This window comes from Ruegeria sp. CDSB113, assembly GCF_059611045.1.
Genome location: NZ_JBXWOU010000001.1, coordinates 686,047 through 705,550, shown reverse-complemented (window position 1 = coordinate 705,550; position 19,504 = coordinate 686,047). Strand labels below are relative to the sequence as shown.

The following is a 19,504-nucleotide window of genomic DNA, read 5'->3' as shown; positions in this document are numbered from 1 at the left end:
ACATTTCTCTGATTTGCAGGGTTGATAATTAACATGTAAATGCATCTAAAATGATGAGCAAAGAAAAACCACAAACCTCGCGGAGGCGTGATGAGCGGATTTGAAGAACGAGAGGCGGCTTGGATCGCACTGAACCAGACACGCACCCGGATCTTTTCCCGGGCCGAGCGCGCGCTGGTGGCAGCCGGTTATCCACGACTGCACTGGTATGATGTTCTGTGGGAGTTAGAGAGATCGCAGGACGGTCTGCGCCCCAAGCAACTAGAGCAGCAACTCCTGTTTGATCAGTCCAGCTTTTCTCGTCAGGTCGCACGGATGGCGGAAGACGGGTTGCTGACACGCCATGCTGCAGCTGGGGACGGGCGGGGGAAGGTTCTTCGCATTACAGACGAAGGCCGCACCCTGAGGCGGCAGATGTGGGATATCTACCGCATGCACATTGATGAGGGGATCGCCGAGGCACAGAAATTAGGTGCCTTTGCACCGATACTGAACCTTAACGATTAGGCTGTTCGGGGCCGCATCGTCAGCCACAAAAGCGCGCCGCCCGCCATAGTCAGAAGGGGGACCATCGCGACGTTCACCGCGGTCCAACCTTCGATTGGAGAGCCGCCGGAACAGTTCATCAGCCCGCCCGAAGCCAGCGAGGCAAACGTGACGCCACCAAACACCAGCAAGTCGTTCAGCCCCTGCATGCGTCCGCGCTCGCTGACGTCATGCGATTCAGCCAACATGGTGGTTGCGCCGATAAAGCCAAAGTTCCAGCCGATGCCCAGCAGGATCAGCGCGACAAAGAAATTACCCAGTTCAACGCCCTGCAAAGCCACCACTCCGGCTGCGGCAAGAATGAGTAGGCCCAGTGCCACAATTCGTTCGACCCCAAAGCGGGCAATCAATTGTCCGGTGAAAAAGCTGGGAATGTACATCGCCAACACGTGGCTGGTGACGACATCTGCCGCGTCATTGGCGCTGAACCCGCAGCCCACGACGGCCAGCGGTGTCGACGTCATCACAAGGTTCATCAGCGCGTAGGACACCATGGCGCAGATGATCGCAACCGCGATGCGCGGCGTCTTCAGCAGCTCGATCCGGGACCGGCCTTTGGGGGCATCTGCCGCAGGCTTTGGCGGGGTTGGAATGTCGAGGAAAAAGAACAGGGCCGAGCCAATGACGTTCACTGCGATGACAGCGATGTATGTGCCGAGGAATGGAATGACATACGCGGTCGAGGTCAATTTGACGATCTGAGGCCCGATGATTGCTGCAGCCAGACCGCCCGCCATAACATAGGAAATCGCTTTGGGACGGAACGCGTCTGATGCGGTATCAGCAGCGGCAAAGCGGTAGAAACCGTGCGCGCTCATGTAAATGCCGGTCAGCAGGCTGCCAGCAAGGAACACCGGGAATGACCCCAGAAACAAGCCATATGCGCCGACAAGCCCGCCGCAAGCCCCTGCCGTTGCCCCCACCAGAAATCCAGCACGGCGACCCCAGCGTTGCATAATGGCCGAGATCGGCGTCGCCGCCAGCATTGAGCCAAGGACGATCAATGATATGGGCAGAGTCGCCAGGCAGGGATTGGTTGCCAATGATTGGCCGGCCAGCCCACCGACGATAAAGATCATCGGCATCTGTGCGCCAAGCAAGGCCTGCGCGGCCACCAGAACGGCGACATTGCGTTTGGCCTGACTGTTGTCGGAGGGGGTGGCGGTCATCGTCATGAGCACATGCGTAATGGCGAAAACGATTGTGCACAAGCGGGTTGCATCTGCGGCAAAGCGGCCTAACGTGCAGTCGATCATCGAGGCCGGAGAGCACATGTCCGTTGGACGGATCATAGAAACACCCGACTGCGTGGAAGAAGGCGCTACGTGGCTGGCCGAAAGCTGCCCGCGCATGGCCTATGCGATGGAACAGACCGGTCCGTTGCCCTTGCGCCGTCGCCCGGACGGGTTTGCGCAACTGCTTAGCGCCATAGTCAGTCAGCAGGTGAGTGTGGCTTCGGCCAATGCGATCTGGAACCGGTTGAAGGATGCGAAACTGACCGGCCCGCGCAAAATCATGTGGGCCACCGACGATGATCTGCGTGCAGTTGGGTTGAGCCGGCAAAAAATCCGCTACGCCCGCGCTTTGGCTGAGGCGCGCATTGACTACAAAGCCTTGCGGGACGTTTCAAACGATGACGTGGTGGCGATCCTGACCGAAGTGTCGGGTATTGGCGTCTGGACCGCCGAGATCTACGCCATGTTTTCGCTCGGCCGCGCTGACGTGATCGCGCCGGGCGATCTGGCGCTGCAAGAGGCTGCGCGCATCCTTTATGATTTGCCCGATCGGCCGACCGACAAACAGCTGCGCCAGATGGCCGAGGCCTGGTCGCCCTGGCGGTCGGTTGCGGCGCGGGTTTTGTGGGCCTATTACCGGGTGGCAAAAGAACGAGAAGGGATCAGATGACACGGGTTTTGAATGCGCTCCGAAAAGAGCCGGTTTCGGGAGATACACGCTCGGTCGTGGTGTTCGTGCACGGCTATGGCGCCAACGGGGCCGATTTGCTGGGGTTGGCTGATCCGCTGGGGGAGCATCTGCCCGATACGTTGTTCGTGTCACCCGATGCGCCGGAACAGATCCCCGGAATGCCCAACGGATATCAGTGGTTTCCGATCCCGTGGATTGACGGGTCGTCCGAAGAAGAAGCACGCCGTGGCATGGAAATGGCCGCCGACGATTTCAACGCTTTCCTTGATGCCCTGATGGTGGATGAGGATGTGCTGCCCGAGCAGGTGGTTCTGTTTGGGTTCTCGCAAGGTACGATGATGAGCCTGTACGTCGCTCCGCGCCGCGAAGACCCGGTGGCTGGGATTGTTGCGTTCTCTGGCCGGTTGTTGGAACCGGACCTGCTGCCGGACGAAACCGTCAGCCGAATGCCGATCCTTTTGGTGCATGGTGATGCCGACGACGTGGTTCCACCGCAATCTCTACCCGAAGCCGCCGAAGCGCTGCAGGCCGCAGATTTCAAAGAAGTTTATGCGCATGTCATGAAAGGCACCGGCCACGGGATTGCCCCGGACGGTCTTAGCGTCGCGCTGGCCTTTATGCGCGACAAGCTGAGCCTGTAACGATGATCGCGGTCCGTCCCATGATGCCTGAGGATGTGGCAGTTGCCTGCCAAATCCTCAACGAAATCATTGCTATCGGCGGGACGACCGCGTTTGAAACACCGTTTTCTGAGGCGCTGTTTGCCCAAGCCTACCTGAATGGCGCAGACAAAATCTGTTGCCACGTTGCCCTTGATGAACAGGGTGAGGTGGCCGGGTTTCAATGGCTTGGCACTAATGGGGACCTGCCTGAAGATTGTGCGGATATCGCGACCTTCACCCGGCGAGAGCCGGTGTTGAAAGGGGCAGGGCGGGCGTTGTTCTCTGAAACCGCGACCTATGCCGCGGCCCTTGGTTTCAGCGCGCTCAACGCGACCATCCGGGCCGACAACCGGCAGGGGCTTAGCTATTACGACAAGATGGGTTTCCGCGACTACTCGGTCACTTATGCTGTTTCTCTGCAAGACGGCACGCCGGTCGACAGGATTTCGAAACGGATTGAATTGAAGAAGGACACGACATGCTGATTGTCACCGGAACGGTTGAAGTGTCGGCAGATGGTGTCGGCAAAGCCATTGAGGCAGCACAGAAAATGGTCGCCGAAACCGTGAAAGAGTCTGGCTGTCTGATCTATGAATTCAGCCAGATACTCGGGCAATCCAACAAGTTCCGCGTTTATGAAGAATGGCAGGATCAGGCCGCGCTCGAGGCGCATTTCGCAGCCCCGCATATGGCCGAGTTTCAGGCTGTTCTGGGCGAAGTGGGCGTTATCTCGAGCGATATCTACCGGATTGTCGGGGGTGAAAAGCAGCCTCTGCGCTGAGGCCTCAGTCCCACAGGTGACCTTCAGCGAATTCCACCGAGTTTCCGGCGGGGTCCCGTATATACAGCGACCGTGCGCCACTTGGCCAATCAAACTCGGCGTCTATGGGGATGTTCCACTCCAGCAGATGCTTGCGCATTTCGTCGATCTCAGTCCGCGATAAAGTCATGCAGACGTGGCCGGGACCGCGTGCGCCATGCGGCGGGACGGGCAGGTTCGGATTCTCCGGAGGCTTTGCCGTCTCCTCTGCATTGAACAGCAACAACACCGATCCGCCGACGCGGAAAAATACATGCCGGTTCGCGACGCGTTGAATACACTCTAACGCCAGTATCTCACCATAGAATCGTTCGGCTGCATCCAGGTCGCCGACGTAAAGCGCGGCCTCAAGGATACCCTCTGGGGATGGTGTGCTTCGGGTGACTTTCATGCCTTAAGTCTATTACAAAAGGACGTTTTTGTCACCTGCGCGGTCGGCGGTCCCGTTTTCGTTGCGGCGCGAAATCCAACGTAGGGGCTGTCAGACTGTCCCATTGGCCGGGCGCCAACCCCTCTAGCGTATAGTCCCCGATCCGGGCGCGGATCAGGCGCAGTGTGGGATGACCGACCGCTGCTGTCATACGTCGAACCTGCCGGTTGCGGCCTTCGCGCAAGGTCAGCTCAATCCAACTGTCCGGTATAGTCTGGCGGACGCGGATAGGTGGGTTTCGTGGCCACAGGTCTTCGGGCTCATCCATCAACCGGGCTTTGGCCGGGCGCGTTTTTCCATCCTTCAGTTCGACCCCGTCGCGCAGCGCTTTCAGGGCAGCAGCATCGGGCAGACCTTCGATCTGAACCCAATAGGTCTTGGGCATCTTGTGCTTGGGGTCCGATATTTGCGCCTGCAGCCGGCCGTTGTCCGTCAGCAGCATCAGGCCCTCGCTGTCGCGATCCAGCCGCCCAGCCGGATACACACCGGGCAGGTCGATGAAATCCGACAAAGTGCTGCGCGGCGTCTCTGCATTTGCGCGGTCAGTAAACTGCGGCAACACATCGAAGGGTTTGTTGAATCGTATGAACCAGCTCATGATCCCGCCATAGCCTGCCAGAGGCAGAGAACGCAACCTGTGGATAAGTGTCACGCCTCTGTTACGGATTCGGCATACTCAATACCCGAGATGTTGTGGAAACTCAGGGCTTGTCAGAGTTTTAACACGATATATAGTTAAGTTAAGGCCGGGGCGGGTGTTCCCCGCTCTGGTGTCAATAACGGGCAGAGCAGAGCGAGGAGCGATTCCGATATGGACGGAGAATTCAGGACCGAATTTGTCAGGGAACCGGGTGCCCTAAAGCACCATCCGGCATTGGTTTTGAACGCCGATTATCGCCCCTTGTCCTATTACCCTTTATCCCTGTGGCCCTGGCAAGAAGCGATCAAGGCGGCCTGGCTAGACAGGGTGGACATCGTGGCCGAATACGACGAGGTGGTCCGAAGCCCAAGTACCGAGATCCGAATACCGTCGGTCGTTGTCCTGAAAGACTATGTAAAACCCAGAAAGCGCGTGGCCTTCACGCGCTTTAATTTATTTTTAAGGGACGAATTCCGCTGCCAGTATTGTGGAAGCCGTGACAACCTGACCTTTGACCACGTTGTTCCGCGGGCTGCCGGGGGTGTGACCAGTTGGCAGAACGTTGTGGCCGCCTGTAGCCCCTGCAACCTGAGGAAGGGATCGAAGTCGCTGCGGCAGGCGGGCATGTCGCTGCGCAAGCCGCCGCGTCAGCCAGATGCCGAGGCACTGCGAAACATCGGACGCAAGTTCCCCCCGAACCATCTGCATGACAGCTGGATCGACTTTCTGTATTGGGATGCCGAACTGGACGCGTAGTAACGTTTATTTTGCACGGAACGCGGCTAGCCAGACCAAAACCAGACCAGCAGATAGCAGAGCGTTCCAGCCAGCCATCGACAGGCCGAACATCTCCCAAGGGATATCATCGCAGCGCACAAGCGGCGCGGACATGATCTGATCCATAAGCTCCTCAGCGGACAATCCGCCAATATCGCCCGACGTGCAGCTGGTTGGACCCTCCCACCATTTCTGCTCGACGCCTGCGTGGTACATGCCAATCCCGGCAGTTACCATCGCGGCCACTGCACCCAAAAGGGGCAGGGGGCGAATGCCCGGAAAGGCAAAGGCCAACACGCCAATCAGAACGGCCGCGCCGTGGGGATAGCGTTGCCAGATGCACATTTTGCAAGGGGCCATACCGCCCAGGTGTTGAAACGCCCATGCGCCTAACAACAGTGCGGCGGAACCGCCTGCCGCAATCAGGATCAACAGTTTTTTGCGTGTCATAAGAACTTCACCGCTAAGAACCCACCGAACAGCAGGATGACAAACAGAGTGAACATAAGCCCCAGACGCTTTTCGATGAAGTTGCGAATGGGTTCACCAAAACCCCAAAGCAGCCCGGCAACAATAAAGAACCTGAGCGCTCGGGCCAGAATCGACGTGGCGATGAATGTGCCCAGCGGCATGCCCGTCCAGCCGGACATGATGGTGATAACCTTGTACGGGAATGGGGTGATCCCTGCGCCCAGCACGGCCCAGAATCCGAAGTCGTTGAACTTGGTGTTGAACTCTTCCATGGCATGCGCCTTGCCCATGGATTCGAGGATGGGTTGACCGATGCTTTCATAGAAGAACGCGCCGATCGCATATCCCAGCATGCCCCCTAGCACCGACGCCACCATGGCAACCGTCGCGATCAGCCAGGCGCGCGACGGGCGCGCAAGAATCATGGGAATCATCAGAACGTCCGGGGGAATCGGAAAGAACGAGCTTTCGACAAATGCCACAATGGCCAGAGCCCAAAGCGCGTGCGGGTGTTCGGCCAGACGAATGGTCCAGTCATAGAGCGATCGCAACATCAGATGCTAAAATCCCGTTCTCTTGTTGCGTCAGCCAAACCATGCGCCTGATGGGGCGTCAACCGTGCCTGAAGAAAACAAACTGAATATCGGTTGTTTTTTGCCTCTGGACCTTCCCGATTATGAGCGCTAATCCAGTGTTCGTGGCCCAAGTGGCGGAATGGTAGACGCAGGGGATTCAAAATCCCCCGTCCTAACGGACGTGCCGGTTCGAGTCCGGCCTTGGGTACCAAGGTAAAAACAGAGGGTAAGGGGAACCTGCTCTCTGTTTTTTCTTTTTTGGCATTTCGAATGCTCATTTTGCCACTTTTGACCCGGTATCGAAAACGTCGGGATTGTGACGGGCTTTGGAAAGCTTGGCGACAATCTGATTTCCGGATTGCGCGGGCAGTTTCATCGGGCAAGTTTCCCGGCAAACTCAGGGAAAAGCGAACAGACTTGTGATGTTCAGGGCGAATCCATTCCCAGTTTCTGCGCTCACTTACTGCGTCGCAGGATCAACCACGCCAGAAACCCAACATAGGCGAAAACGCTTAGGTTCAGTGCGGTGTCGATCAGTTGGCCACTCATGATCGGTCCTCCTGCGCCAGACGTTTGAACAGACAGACAACAAGAATTGGCACGATAAACACGAAGGCGATGGCTGACAGCGCTATGATGGACCGAACCAGAGAGATATCGCCCACCAGAATCATCGCCATCCCTAACGCGCCAAGGATAATGCCCCAAATCGTACGAATTCGGGGGGAGGGGTTGTCGTCGCCTCCGGTCCCAATCATCGCAAGGGTGAACCCGGCGCTGACGACGCTGGTGACCACGAACAGGAACGCGGCCAGGATTGTTGCTATTCTTGTGATGCCATCTAGCGGGAAGCGCTCAAGCAACGCAAATGTTGTTGCGTCGAGGTTCTCTGCATTGACGGCTGATAAGGCTCCGTCCTGACGCAAAGCATCGAAAAAACCCAAGCCGCCAAAAACGCCGAACCACAGGATAGAGAACAGTGTGGGAGTGACGACGACTCCGATCAGAAACTCTCGGATCGTGCGTCCGCGGGAAATCCGGGCGATGAAGATGCCCACGAAGGGTGACCAAGCCAGCCACCAGATCATATAGTTCAGCGTCCAGCCATGGAACCAGTCGACCAACAGGTCGTCGAAGAACTCAGCCGTAGAGAACCCTGCTGGCAGGACACCGAACAGATAGCGTCCGAATCCCGAAACGATGCCATCCATCAGATAAGATGTGGGACCCAGCACCAGAAGATAGACCATCATCCCGACGGCGATCAGCATTGCCGCGTTGGATAGAAGGGCCATTCCGTCGCCCAGATCGCGACGCAAAGGTATGATGAATGCAATACAAAGCGCGGCAAAAACAGGCAGCGTCAGCACGCCTGGGGTTTCTAAACCCAACAGGCCTGCCAGTCCGGTCTGGATCTGAAACACCCCCATTGCCATTGAGCCCGCCAAACCGACGGCAATTGCGACGATCGAGAGTAGATCGAAAATCCATCCCAGCGCCTTTGTCCATCCTGCTTCGCCAAGTGCGTCGGTGACTGGGGCACTCAGTAACAAAGTGCGATTTCGGCGATAGGCAAAATAGGCGATGACCAATCCGACGATTCCGTAAATCGCCCAGGCGTGGAACCCCCAGTTCAAGTAGGTCACGAACATCGCATAACTGGCCGCTTCGGAATCGCCACTGTACTGGCGCAGCACTTCATAATGGGTCAGGGGTTCTGCCGCCCCATAGAACAGTAGCCCGACACCCATCCCGGCAGCAAATAACATTGCTATCCAGGCGGTTGTTGAAAACTCGGGTTCGGCTGTGTCCGGACCAAGGCGGATATTTCCGAACTTTGACAAGGCCAAGTAGAGGACCACAAACAAAAGCCCGCTGACTTCAAGCATGATGAACCAGCCGCGGCTGTTGAATTGCGTCTCAACCGCTGATGCAGCAATGCGACCCAGGCCTTGCGGGTCAGCAATGCCCCAGATTGCGATGGCCGCACTCAGGGCTAGGGCGATCACAAGCATCGGACTGGGTGATTTGCCGTCCACTGTCCAGAACCCTTCCGTGTAAATTCATGAAACATCGGGTCGATAGGCCAAGCCTAGGTTGCGGAATCCAAACTTTCAAAGTGTTTTTGGATATTTAGCTGGCACGGTTGTTCAAGATCCGGCCCAGTGATGCCGATCTGTGCGAAACCGCCCCGTTAAAGGGGGAAACTTTCGGAAATCTCCTCACATCTGCGGATCGGGGCCTTCATGCCCCGCGCAGGGGTTGACAAGCGGAGTGTCTGAATGAAACGTCAAAGGCGTTGGGAGACTTTTAAATTTCAGATGCTTGACCCGTTGCAAGGCGGGTTCGCTTGCCGTACCGGCAAGGTCCCTGGATGGGGGCCGCTGAACTGTCTCTCATCCACAATAAGAGTTGGGAGTTCTCAAAAATGAAAAATAGCAGCAAGCTTAGCCTGGGCGCGGTCGTTACCGCTGCTCTTATGGCTCCGGCCGCTTATGCAGAAGAGTTTATCACCATTGGTACCGGCGGTGTGACCGGCGTGTACTATCCGACTGGTGGCGCGATCTGCCGTCTGGTGAACAAAGGCCGCAAAGAACACGGTGTGCGTTGCTCGGTCGAGTCGACTGGTGGTTCGGTTTACAACATCAACACCATTCGCGAAGGCGAGCTGGAGTTTGGTGTCGCTCAGTCCGACTGGCAGTACCACGCGTATAACGGCAGCTCGAAATTCGAAGAGGCCGGCCCCTTTGAAAACCTGCGCGCCGTCTTCTCGGTACACCCCGAACCATTCACCGTTGTTGCACGTGCCGATTCCGGCATCACCAACTTCGAAGACCTGAAGGGCAAGCGCGTCAACATCGGCAACCCCGGTTCCGGTCAGCGCGGCACGATGGAAGTCCTGCTGGGCGAAATGGGTTGGACCACCGACGATTTCGAACTGGCGACCGAGCTGAAAGCGGCTGAACAGTCGGCGGCTCTGTGTGACAACCAGATCGACGCGATGGTTTACACTGTTGGTCACCCGTCGGGTTCGATCCAGGAAGCGACTACAGCCTGTGACTCGGTTCTGGTGAACGTAAGCGGCGACGCCGTCAGCAAGCTGGTTGACGACAACTCGTTCTACCGTACTGCGACAATCCCTGGTGGCATGTACCGTGGTTCGGATGGCGACACCTCGACCTTTGGCGTTGGCGCGACCTTCGTGACCTCGGCAGACGTGTCGGATGACGCGGTTTATGCGGTTGTCAGCTCGGTCTTCGAAAACTTCGACGATTTCAAAAAGCTGCACCCTGCATTTGCCAACCTCAAGCCCGAAGAGATGATTGCAGATGGCCTGTCGGCTCCGCTGCATCCGGGCGCCGAGAAGTACTACAAAGAAAAAGGCTGGGTTCAGTAAGCCAGACCTAAAGCGGGGTGCCCAACGGGCGCCCTGCGACCCAAACCCGAACAAATCGGGTGGTTCAGAAGGCCAAAAATGGCCGCGACGGGGAGACAATTCATGAGTTCCGACACACAATCCAATCGTCCGCTATCCGAAGAAGAGCTACAGGATCTTGTGGCCTCATCCGATGCGGGTGGACGTAATCCGGTCGGTAATGTCGGGGTATTCCTGGCCGTTGTGGCCGCGATCTGGTCGATCTTTCAGGTCGTCCTGGCCTCGCCTCTGGCGAACTATGTTCTGCCCGGCAGCGTTGTGAACAACGCGCGGCAGTTTCACCTGGCCTTTGCGTTGTTTCTGGCCTTTGCAGCCTATCCGGCGCTGAAATCAAGCCCGCGCAACTATATCCCGGTTCAGGATTGGATCATGGGGCTGCTGGGCGCGTTTGTCGCGCTGTATGGTTATTTCTTTTACAACAAGATCGTCGATGCAGGCGGTCTTGCGGATGACACCGACAAATGGGTCGCCCTTGTTGGTCTGCTGTTGTTGTTCGAGGCCGCGCGTCGTGCGCTTGGCCCCGCAATGGCGATCATTGCGACGATATTCCTAGTGTATGTTTTCTTCGGTTCCTCTGATTGGGTTCCCGAAGTGATCCGCTGGAAAGGCGCCAGCCTGAAAAAGGCCATGAGCCATATGTGGATCACCTCCGAGGGCGTGTTTGGTATCGCGCTTGGGGTTTCGACCAAATTCGTCTTCCTGTTTGTTCTGTTCGGGGCCTTGCTGGATAAGGCCGGGGCGGGGAACTACTTTATCAAGATGGCCTTCGGTGCCTTGGGGCACCTGCGCGGTGGCCCAGCCAAAGCCGCCGTTGTCGGTTCGGCCGCGACCGGCCTGATCTCGGGTTCGTCCATCGCCAACGTTGTGACAACCGGTACATTCACCATCCCGCTGATGAAGCGCGTTGGGTTCAGCAGTGAACAGGCGGGCTCGGTCGAGGTTGCCTCATCCGTGAACGGCCAGATCATGCCGCCCGTGATGGGGGCTGCGGCCTTCTTGATGGTGGAATATGTCGGCATTTCTTATGTCGAGGTGATCACCCACGCCTTCCTGCCTGCCGCGATTTCCTACATCGCGCTGGTCTACATCGTGCACCTTGAGGCCGTGAAGCGGAATATGCCTACGCTGGGCGACCGCGACGTAAAGCTGGCGCGCACGGTTGTCGGTATGTTGTCTTTCTTCCTGGTCTTTGCCGGGCTGTGCTACGGTTCTCAATTCCCGGTCGAAGCGGTGACAAACTGGGTGCCGTCATCGGCTGGGCTGGTCCTCAGCCTGATCATCTGCGCCATCTATGTGGCACTGCTGTATCTGGCCGCTCAGGTGCCGGATCTTGAGCCGGACGATCCAAACGCCAAAGAAGTGACCTTGCCGGTCATTGCCGACATCTACAAAGCTGGGCTGCACTACCTGTTGCCGATCATCGTGCTGGTCTACTTCCTGATGATCGAGCAGAAGTCACCGGGTCTGTCGGCTTTCTGGGCCACGACGCTGCTCTTCGTGATCCTGCTGACGCAGAAGCCGCTCAAGGCGATATTCCGCGGGCAAAGCAACGTCTACAACACGTTCATTGATGGTGTCGCTGACCTTTGGCAGGGCATGATCGACGGCGCGCGGAACATGATTGGTATCGCGCTGGCAACGGCAACAGCCGGCGTCATCGTGGGCACTGTGACGCTGACTGGTGTCGGACAAGTGATGGCCGACCTGGTTGAGTTCCTGTCAGGCGGCAACCTGATCCTGATGCTGATTATGGTCGGCCTGCTGAGCCTGATCCTGGGCATGGGCCTGCCGACCACCGCAAACTATATTGTGGTCAGTTCGCTGATGGCTGGTGTGGTTGTTGAGCTGGGTGCGCAAAGCGGACTTATCGTTCCGTTGATCGCAGTGCACCTGTTCGTCTTTTACTTTGGGATCATGGCTGACGTGACCCCGCCGGTTGGATTGGCGAGCTTTGCGGCCGCTGCAGTATCCGGTGGTGACGCAATCAAAACCGGTTTCATTGCGTTCTTTTACAGCCTGCGCACCGTGGCCTTGCCGTTCGTGTTCATCTTCAACACGGACCTGCTGCTGATCGATGTGACGTGGGTCGAAGGCATAACCGTGGCGATATTTGCGACAATCGCCATCCTCGTCTTCACAGCCGGCACAATGGGTTACTTCCTGACCCGCAGCCGCATCTATGAAAGCATCGCGCTGATCCTTGTGGCGTTCGCGCTGTTCAGGCCAGACTTCTTCATGAACCGCATCGCGCCGCCGTTTACCTCGGTCGAGCCTGCTGCGTTTGTGGAGACCATCGGCGAAACACCTCCGGGTACCGAGGTGCGCATGGTCATCAGCGGGCCAGACTTTGACACGCTTGAGATGACGGACACCACGGTTGTCGTTCCCGTTGGCAGCGAAGAGGGTGGGCAAGCGCGTGTCGACGCGATGGGCCTGCTGCTGCTTGAGGAAGACGGGCTGGTCAAACTGGAAGAGCCGCTGTTCGGAACTCCGGTCGCGGATGATCTGGATATCTTCGATTACTACGGAGATGAGGCCGTCCGTCTGACCTCGGTCAGCTTGCCAGCCAGCCAGCCACCGAAACAGTTGATCTACATTCCGGCAATGCTCTTGCTGGGACTGATCGCTTTCCTTCAGCGCGGCCGCGCCGCAAGACAAGAGGTGACCGCATGACAAACGCTGTTCTCTGTGCCGTCGATATCAGCAACGGCGATCTTGATACGCATGTCCTGAAGAAAGCTGCGAAGCTGGCCGATCAGGAGGGTGCTCAACTGGATGTGGTGACGGTCCTGCCGGATTTCGGAGAAAGCTGGGTGTCTGGCTTTTTCGAAAGTGATTTTCACGACAAGGCGCTGGAAGAGGCACATACCAAACTGGCCGAGATGTGCGTGTCCACACTGGGGGCGGATCGGAATGAAAAGATCCGCCACGTGGTCGCGACGGGTACTGCCTATCAGGAAATCCTGAAAACTGCGGACAGTGCTGGTAGCGATCTCATCGTGATTGGTGCGCACAAACCCGACTTGAAAGACTATCTGCTGGGCCCGAATGCTGCACGGGTCGTGCGGCATTCAGACGTCTCTGTCTACGTGGTGCGCTAAGAAAACTGGGCGGATCAGTACCCTGTCATCTCAAGATATCCCCGTCCGGAATGGCTGCCGCTGATCTGGACGGGACCTTCCCAGTATTCAAACCGGGTGGCCATCCACGCGTCGGGTGTCAGCGCTGATACCTCGACGTCCAGATCCCGGTCAGGCAATGTGACGCGCCATCGGACAGGTACGTCGCGGCCAGCAACGGGCGCGGTCCTCAGCGGCTCGAACGCGACCGAACCATCGGTGATCGCAGTCGTCGTACCATCGGCGGCGATCCACGTTGCCGCGGTGAAATCATCTCGGTCGCCGCGTAACCGAAAAGCCATCATTTTGTCGCCATCGTCAAAGCTGAGCGAAAACCAGTCCCAGCCGCTTTGATCTGCGGCCAAAGGTTGTGATGACCATTCGCGGTCCAGCCACCCTTGTCCGGTGACGGCGACATCTCCACCCGGCAGGCGCAAGACGCCTTCGACTTCGTAAAACGGCTGGGAATAGTAATAGCTGGCTTGCCCGTCGCCGGATTTCACCGAATATCCGTCCTCGCCGTGAAAAACGAACGGCCCGTTGGCTTCGAGCTTTAAGTCATAGCCGAAATCCGCGCCGTTCGCAGAAAGGCTGACCACGTTTGGGTCTGACCCGCGCATGTGCCATTCGTCGATCCACGCCTCGAATGGCGCTGCCGTAACCCCTGCTTGACCGATGCCGCCGCGCGACAGACGCTCCGCGAAATAGTGTTTGTCGGGCGTGGTTACCGCAGCATGGCCCATCCATATCTGCGGGCTTTGCCACCCCTCGACCTCATGCGGTTTCAGTGCCGACCGAAACAGGGTCCACTGGATACCGTAATCGCGCCCGTCTTCACCTTTCAGGTTTGCTGTCAGATACCACCACTCGATCCGGTAGTCCGGGTGGGGGCCATGATCCTGCGGGAATTGAAACGCATACTCCGGCTGGGGCACAGTGAACCCTTCAGCCGAACCGCCCAGGCCTGCGTATCCCTGCGCGCAGGCAATGCCCGGCACGGCCAGCAGCAAGACTATAAGCCAGATCCTAACGTTCATTGGCAAACACCTTCAGTAGATCCGCAGGCGGCAGGCGCAGCAAACGCGCGGCAGGCAGGGCCGCGGCAACGGTTGCCGCAAGCAGGGTCAAACCCAACAGATAAACCCAGTCGACAGGGAACAGGTACATCGGCAGCCTCCAGCCAAACGCCTCGACGTTGATGACAGTCAGCAAGGTCCACGCCAAAGCCAACCCCAGCGGCAGAGCCAGCAAGGCGGTCAAAGCGGCCAGCAGCACGCTGCGCAAAAGTTCAAGCCGGGCCAGTTCTGCACGTGTCAGCCCGAGCGCCCAGACGGGCGCAATTTGCGGCAGGCGCTGCGTCCACAACGTCAGCAGGCTGGTCAGAATGGCGAACCCTGCAACCCCTAGCGTCAGGATGTTCAAGGCCGAGGTAACAACGAAGGTCTTTTCGAACACCTGCATGGATTGCGCCTTCATTGCAGCTTGCTGGACGACTGCTCGGCGGGGCAGGTCGAACTGCTCGCGCAAGGCCTGGGCCAGATCCGTGGCCCGATAAGGCGCGACACGAATGCCAAACCGGCGCGCTTCAGCACCGGGCGCGATCTGATCAAGTTGGGCCATAGAAACGATGGCCTGACCGGTTGGGTTGCCATAGTCCGAATAGACACCTGCGATGGTCATCGTGTCGGCGGGTGTGATGGCCAAAGAGTCGCCAGGCCAAAGGTTTTCCCGGCGGGCAAGTTGTTCGTTGATCAGCACAGCGGTTCCGTCGTGGACCCGGTCCCAAACACGTTCCGAGGTGCTGATAAGCGGCCATTTCTCACGATAAGTCTGATCGTCGATGATACCATAGAGAAACAAGGGTCCCGACGAATGCGCCAGTTCAACGCTTCGGATCGGCAGGATGGCATCTACCTGCGGGTTCAGCCATTCTGCGATGTCCTGACCCTGCTGATCGGTGGCAGCGGTGATGTAGAGCTCGGATGTCAGACGCTGATCCAGCCAGCCGGTAAAGGTCAGCCGAAAGCTGGAAACCATTGTGCCGACGCCGATATTCGCGGCAAGCGCCAGCAACAGGGCCATCAGCGCCAAAGATAAGCCCGGCAGTTGGGCGCGCATGTCCGACCAGACCCATTGGGCGATCGGCCCCTTCGCTGAGCGCTGAAACAGGATCAGGACACGCGACAAGGCATAGGGTAATACCAAGGCAGAGCCGACCAGCAACCCGGCCACCATGACGAAGCCGGCCACCAACCCTCCGACCAACAGCAGGGTCAGAATGCCCCCGACGATAGCGGCGACACCGGCAAGGGCGACGACCCAGCTACCCGAAGCTGTGCTACGCCAGGCCTGCAAGCCTGCGCCGCTTAGGATCGGCATTCGCGACAGGCGATACAAGGCGTGTCCGCTGGCCAGAAAAGTGCCACCCAAGGCCATCGCCAACCCGGACAGTGCCCATTGTGGTTGCAATGAGATCTGGCCGCTGACAGGTGCGCCGTAAAGTCCGCGCAAACTTGCAGCCACATCCGGCAACAGAGCGCCTGCGAGGAAAAAGCCCAACACCAAACCGAGTATTCCGCCGGCAATCGCCAGCACGGAAAGCTCAGCCATGATCAGCCAAACCAGCCGCCGCATCGAAACGCCCAAAGCGCGCAGGGTCCGGATCATGCCGCGCCGCTGGGCAAAGGCCAGGCCCACGGTTCCGTGCACGATGAACAGACCCACCGCAAAGGACAGCAGGCCAAAGGCGGACAGGTTCAAGTGAAAACTGTCGGTCAGTTGTGCGGTATCCAGTTGTTCCTGTGCCGGGACCCGCTCCAGTTCGGGGGCAATAGTCGACAGCGGTGGAATTGAACCGGGCTGATCCGGTAAAATGATCAGGTGCGAAATCTCTCCCGGCTTCTTCAGTAACGTCTCGGCCACACCGATGTCGGTCAGGATCAGATCGGGCGGTAAGGCATCGCTGATCAGGATCGGAGGCAAACCGGTCTGGCCGGCCAATAGCGGCTCCAAAACCGGGGTCGTCAGCAATCGCCCCGGCGCGGTCAACATATCGGCAGGGTCGGGTGGCGTGACGCTTTGTTCCATCTGCGTGACGGCGGGTAGGGCGGGATAGGCCACCATATCAACGCCAAGGACCCGTAATGTCTGACCCTGAACCCGCAATGGGCCTTCCAGTACCGCAGCAACCTGCCAGCCCGCGCGCCTTAGCTCGACGTAACGCGACAGGGGGATTGGACCGGCGGGGTTGTGCAATTCGTCAAACCGACCTAGCGCCAGTTGATCAGCGGCCCGGTCATAGCTGGCACGAGCCTCGGCATTGATGGCCTGCACCGCTGACCAGAGCCCGGTTGCAAGGGCCAGGCCGATCAGCAGGGTCGCCAGTTGCAGCCGGTGCGCCCGCCAATGAGAGGCCAGCGCCTGAATGACGGTCAGCGTCATGCGATAAGCCCGCCAGACAGATGCACACGTCGATCCAGCCGGGCCGCAATCTCGTGCGAATGGGTGACCAAAAGCAGCGCGGCCCCGGTATCCGCAACAAGAGCCAACATGAGGTCAAGAACGGTGGCGCTGGCGGTTTCGTCCAGGTTTCCCGTAGGTTCATCCGCCAGTAGCAATTTGGGCCGGGCGGCTATGGCACGACCGATGGCAACGCGCTGTTGTTGTCCGCCCGACAGGTTCTCGGGATATCGATCAAGCAGATCGGAAAGGCCCATCCGCTGGGCCAGATGCGCGCACCAATCGGGGTCGTGGCACCCGGCCAAACGGGCATGAAACGACAGGTTTTGACCTGCTGTCAAAGATGGGATCAGGTTGAATTGCTGAAACACCAGCGACAAGGACGTGCGGCGCAGGGCGGCCCGGCCTGGATCATCCAATTGCGACAGGGCTACGCCGTCCAGTGTGATTTCCCCGCTGTCCACAGTGTCCAATGCGGCCGCGAGGTTCAGCAGGGTGCTTTTACCGCTGCCGCTTTCGCCGGTCAGGGCCAGCGTTTGGCCGCGATCCAGCGACAATGACACGTCGCGCAGGACCGGCCGACCACCGGGATAGGATTTTTGAACCTTGTCAAATATCACAAGCATGTTCGCCCTCATTTTTACAAGGATTTGCAACAGTTTCGCCAACTGTCCAGCGTTGACGCGCCATAGGTTCCTTTCGCCGCACTATGAACATGGGTGAGCGGGTTGTCTCAGCCGGAAGTGCAGGTCATTGTGAGGCGATCCGTCGTCGGTACAATTCAGGATGCGAAAACATGACCTTGTCACAGCAGATCCTTTGGGGCAGCACGTTTCTCGGGCTTTGCTTTCTGGTCGAAATCTTTCTTCTGACCATGTGCACGTTGGCCATCAACAGGCTGATCGAGCGTTGGGAAGCCAGAGGTGCCATTTTGGCAACGGCCGGTCCAATTGCAACCGCACTTGCCTTTATTGTCGCGACCCACACCATTCAGGTCTGGATTTGGGCCATCGTCTGGGTGTTTGGCGATGTATTGCCCGACTGGAATACGGCGCTGTATTTCTCGCTGGTGTCGTTCACAACGCTTGGCTACGGCGACATCGTCTTGGGTGAAGATCTGCGGATTTTCGGTACTTTTGCTGCAGTTACAGGCCTGTTGGCCTTTGGGTTGTCCACGGCCTACATGGTCGCCCTTATGACCCGGGTGTTTCAGGAAAGGTTCATGGCCTAAAGGATGGGTGAGAATAATCGCGCCAGCGGAGCGCCAAGGCGTATGTAAACTGGCTGCTGTTCCAGATAGCGCGTCAGCTCATAGCTTTTGGCAAAGTCTTTTTGCAGCATCGCATCGACTGCGGCTGTGGTCTGGGGATCAAAGAACAGGGCCATTGCCTCAAAATTCAACCGAAATGATCGATTGTCCAGATTAGTCGTGCCCACTGCGGCCAGTGAGTCATCCACAACGAAGACCTTTTGATGCATGAACCCGTCCGTATAGCGCAAGACTTGTGCACCACAGGCGCGAACTTCATCAAAATAGGCAAAAGCCGCCAGCCACGGCAGGCGGTGATCAATGACATCAGGAACAAGAATGCGCACATCGACACCGCGCAATGCTGCGTGTTTCAAGGCAGTCATGATATCGATGTCAGGTACGAAATAGGGTGACGCGATCCAGATTCGGTTCCGCGCCTCAGTGATGGCGGCGAAGAACATCATCGACCCGGTTTCGGTTTCATCGCCTGGGCCTGTTGCAACCAGCAGCGCGTTGATATCCTGGTCCGCCTCGGACCCAGCCCAATCCAACTGGTCGATCAGATCTTCTTCATGCGCCCAGTGCCAGTCTTCGATGAAGATCAACTGCAATTGCCTGACAATGTGGCCGGTCAACCTGACATGGGTGTCGCGCCAATGTCCGAAATGCGGGTCCTGGCCCAGATACTCGACGCCGATGTTGTGACCACCGATGAATCCCGTTTCGCCGTCGATAACCACGGTTTTGCGGTGGTTGCGGTAGTTCAACTGGAAACGGAATTTTGGTCCGCGTTGTTCATGTGGATCCGAAACGGCGATACCGGCCTCGCGCATCTCTTCGATGTAGTCATTGGACAGGGCGTAACTGCCGACGGCGTCCATCATGAACCGGACGCTGACACCGCGTTTGGCCGCTTCGATCAGCTTGTCTTTCAGTTTCTGACCCAAGGCATCGGCCCGAACGATATAAAACTGGATCAGGACGTAAGTCTTGGCCGCGTCGATGGCCTCAAAAATCGCGTCAAAGGTGGCCTGCCCATCCACCAACAGCTCTGCCCCGTTGCCGCGCGACACAGGCATATGCGCCAGCGCCTCGAACGGTTTGGGGTTGATAAGCAATTTGTCGGCATCGGGCGTTGAGTAGTCGGCGAAGGTCTTTATCCCCTGAACCACGCGCTGGCTTTCCTTGCGCGCGATACGGTAGCCCCGAAATCTATGGTGTCCCAAAAACAGGTAAAGCGGCACGCCAAACATCGGTGCCGAGATCAGAAAGACCACCCATCCGACCGCGCCCTGAGGTGTCCGCGCGGTTTGGGCCGCGCGCACAGAAAAGAAAACTGCTGTTGTGTAAAGCGCAAAGACGAAGGCGGAAACAAACAGTGTCCACATAGG

General features: G+C 58.0%; 20 protein-coding genes and 1 tRNA gene. 11 read left to right on the top strand and 10 right to left on the bottom strand.

What is annotated here, in order from left to right:
- Window positions 1-90: 90 nt before the first annotated feature.
- Window positions 91-507, top strand: coding sequence for a MarR family winged helix-turn-helix transcriptional regulator (locus AC2FIS_RS03555; protein WP_496771977.1), 417 nt, complete (start codon window positions 91-93; stop codon window positions 505-507).
- Here the strand turns inward: AC2FIS_RS03555 and AC2FIS_RS03550 are convergent.
- Window positions 504-1,721: an MFS transporter gene (locus AC2FIS_RS03550; protein WP_496721754.1), complete on the bottom strand. Its 1,218-nt coding sequence runs from the start codon at window positions 1,719-1,721 to the stop codon at window positions 504-506. The genes AC2FIS_RS03555 and AC2FIS_RS03550 overlap by 4 nt on opposite strands.
- 97 nt (window positions 1,722-1,818) lie before the next feature.
- Between AC2FIS_RS03550 and AC2FIS_RS03545 the strand changes: the two genes are divergently transcribed.
- Genes AC2FIS_RS03545 through AC2FIS_RS03530 form a run of 4 tightly spaced genes read left to right on the top strand, consistent with a single transcriptional unit; the run spans window position 1,819 to window position 3,915 of the window.
- A complete protein-coding gene (locus AC2FIS_RS03545; protein ID WP_282151577.1) occupies window positions 1,819-2,451 on the top strand; it encodes a DNA-3-methyladenine glycosylase family protein in 633 nt (210 codons plus the stop codon).
- The gene (locus AC2FIS_RS03540) at window positions 2,448-3,113 is read left to right on the top strand and encodes an alpha/beta hydrolase (RefSeq protein ID WP_058271726.1); all 666 of its coding nucleotides are present in this window, start codon (window positions 2,448-2,450) and stop codon (window positions 3,111-3,113) included. The genes AC2FIS_RS03545 and AC2FIS_RS03540 overlap by 4 nt, the downstream gene beginning before the upstream one ends.
- A 2-nt stretch (window positions 3,114-3,115) precedes the next feature.
- Window positions 3,116-3,619 (top strand): GNAT family N-acetyltransferase, encoded by a 504-nt coding sequence (locus tag AC2FIS_RS03535; RefSeq protein WP_496771976.1) that lies wholly within the window; start codon window positions 3,116-3,118, stop codon window positions 3,617-3,619.
- On the top strand, window positions 3,613-3,915 hold the full coding sequence (locus AC2FIS_RS03530) for a putative quinol monooxygenase (RefSeq protein ID WP_496771975.1): 303 nt from the start codon (window positions 3,613-3,615) through the stop codon (window positions 3,913-3,915). The genes AC2FIS_RS03535 and AC2FIS_RS03530 overlap by 7 nt, the downstream gene beginning before the upstream one ends.
- A 4-nt stretch (window positions 3,916-3,919) precedes the next feature.
- Here the strand turns inward: AC2FIS_RS03530 and AC2FIS_RS03525 are convergent, their stop codons facing one another.
- Both AC2FIS_RS03525 and AC2FIS_RS03520 read right to left on the bottom strand, forming a co-directional pair.
- The gene (locus AC2FIS_RS03525; RefSeq protein WP_496771974.1) at window positions 3,920-4,345 is read right to left on the bottom strand and encodes a VOC family protein; all 426 of its coding nucleotides are present in this window, start codon (window positions 4,343-4,345) and stop codon (window positions 3,920-3,922) included.
- Window positions 4,346-4,376: 31 nt separating this feature from the next.
- Complete coding sequence (locus tag AC2FIS_RS03520; RefSeq protein ID WP_496771973.1) at window positions 4,377-4,982, bottom strand: rRNA large subunit pseudouridine synthase E; 606 nt, start codon at window positions 4,980-4,982, stop codon at window positions 4,377-4,379.
- 213 nt (window positions 4,983-5,195) lie between these two features.
- On the opposite strand from AC2FIS_RS03520, the gene AC2FIS_RS03515 reads away from it, so the two are divergent.
- On the top strand, window positions 5,196-5,780 hold the full coding sequence (locus tag AC2FIS_RS03515) for an HNH endonuclease (RefSeq protein WP_058278012.1): 585 nt from the start codon (window positions 5,196-5,198) through the stop codon (window positions 5,778-5,780).
- Between the two features lie 6 nt (window positions 5,781-5,786).
- Here the strand turns inward: AC2FIS_RS03515 and AC2FIS_RS03510 are convergent, their stop codons facing one another.
- Both AC2FIS_RS03510 and AC2FIS_RS03505 read right to left on the bottom strand, forming a co-directional pair.
- Window positions 5,787-6,251, bottom strand: a complete 465-nt coding sequence (locus AC2FIS_RS03510) for a disulfide bond formation protein B (RefSeq protein ID WP_058278011.1) — start codon at window positions 6,249-6,251, stop codon at window positions 5,787-5,789.
- Window positions 6,248-6,826, bottom strand: a complete 579-nt coding sequence (locus AC2FIS_RS03505) for a YqaA family protein (RefSeq protein ID WP_496771972.1) — start codon at window positions 6,824-6,826, stop codon at window positions 6,248-6,250. The genes AC2FIS_RS03510 and AC2FIS_RS03505 overlap by 4 nt, the downstream gene beginning before the upstream one ends.
- 146 nt (window positions 6,827-6,972) lie before the next feature.
- On the opposite strand from AC2FIS_RS03505, the gene AC2FIS_RS03500 reads away from it, so the two are divergent.
- Window positions 6,973-7,058 (top strand) — tRNA-Leu (locus AC2FIS_RS03500).
- 334 nt (window positions 7,059-7,392) lie between these two features.
- Here AC2FIS_RS03500 and AC2FIS_RS03495 read toward each other — a convergent pair.
- Entirely contained in the window at window positions 7,393-8,886 is a 1,494-nt protein-coding gene (locus AC2FIS_RS03495; protein ID WP_496771971.1) for a BCCT family transporter, read from the bottom strand.
- A 389-nt stretch (window positions 8,887-9,275) separates the two neighbouring features.
- Here AC2FIS_RS03495 and AC2FIS_RS03490 point away from each other — a divergent pair, with 389 nt between their 5' ends.
- The 3 genes from AC2FIS_RS03490 to AC2FIS_RS03480 all read left to right on the top strand — a co-directional run bounded on the left by AC2FIS_RS03490 (window position 9,276) and on the right by AC2FIS_RS03480 (window position 13,384).
- Window positions 9,276-10,244, top strand: a complete 969-nt coding sequence (locus AC2FIS_RS03490) for a TAXI family TRAP transporter solute-binding subunit (RefSeq protein ID WP_058271718.1) — start codon at window positions 9,276-9,278, stop codon at window positions 10,242-10,244.
- A 102-nt stretch (window positions 10,245-10,346) separates the two neighbouring features.
- Window positions 10,347-12,956, top strand: coding sequence for a TRAP transporter permease (locus tag AC2FIS_RS03485; protein ID WP_496771970.1), 2,610 nt, complete (start codon window positions 10,347-10,349; stop codon window positions 12,954-12,956).
- Window positions 12,953-13,384, top strand: coding sequence for a universal stress protein (locus tag AC2FIS_RS03480; RefSeq protein WP_058271716.1), 432 nt, complete (start codon window positions 12,953-12,955; stop codon window positions 13,382-13,384). Before AC2FIS_RS03485 ends, AC2FIS_RS03480 begins: the two co-directional genes overlap by 4 nt.
- A 14-nt stretch (window positions 13,385-13,398) precedes the next feature.
- Here AC2FIS_RS03480 and AC2FIS_RS03475 read toward each other — a convergent pair whose 3' ends face one another.
- From AC2FIS_RS03475 to AC2FIS_RS03465, 3 genes are read right to left on the bottom strand one after another with little or no spacing between them, the layout of a single operon-like run.
- A complete protein-coding gene (locus tag AC2FIS_RS03475; protein WP_496771969.1) occupies window positions 13,399-14,439 on the bottom strand; it encodes a lipocalin-like domain-containing protein in 1,041 nt (346 codons plus the stop codon).
- Window positions 14,429-16,843 carry an ABC transporter permease gene (locus AC2FIS_RS03470; protein WP_496771968.1) on the bottom strand — a complete coding sequence of 805 codons (2,415 nt, stop codon included), beginning with the start codon at window positions 16,841-16,843 and terminating at the stop codon, window positions 14,429-14,431. Before AC2FIS_RS03470 ends, AC2FIS_RS03475 begins: the two co-directional genes overlap by 11 nt.
- Entirely contained in the window at window positions 16,840-17,487 is a 648-nt protein-coding gene (locus AC2FIS_RS03465; protein ID WP_496771967.1) for an ABC transporter ATP-binding protein, read from the bottom strand. Before AC2FIS_RS03465 ends, AC2FIS_RS03470 begins: the two co-directional genes overlap by 4 nt.
- Window positions 17,488-17,657: 170 nt before the next feature.
- On the opposite strand from AC2FIS_RS03465, the gene AC2FIS_RS03460 reads away from it, so the two are divergent.
- The gene (locus tag AC2FIS_RS03460) at window positions 17,658-18,092 is read left to right on the top strand and encodes an ion channel (protein WP_109311846.1); all 435 of its coding nucleotides are present in this window, start codon (window positions 17,658-17,660) and stop codon (window positions 18,090-18,092) included.
- Here the strand turns inward: AC2FIS_RS03460 and cls are convergent.
- Window positions 18,089-19,501 carry a cardiolipin synthase gene (gene cls, locus AC2FIS_RS03455; RefSeq protein ID WP_496771966.1) on the bottom strand — a complete coding sequence of 471 codons (1,413 nt, stop codon included), beginning with the start codon at window positions 19,499-19,501 and terminating at the stop codon, window positions 18,089-18,091. The two genes, AC2FIS_RS03460 and cls, sit on opposite strands and share 4 nt — an antisense overlap.
- Window positions 19,502-19,504 lie beyond the last annotated feature (3 nt).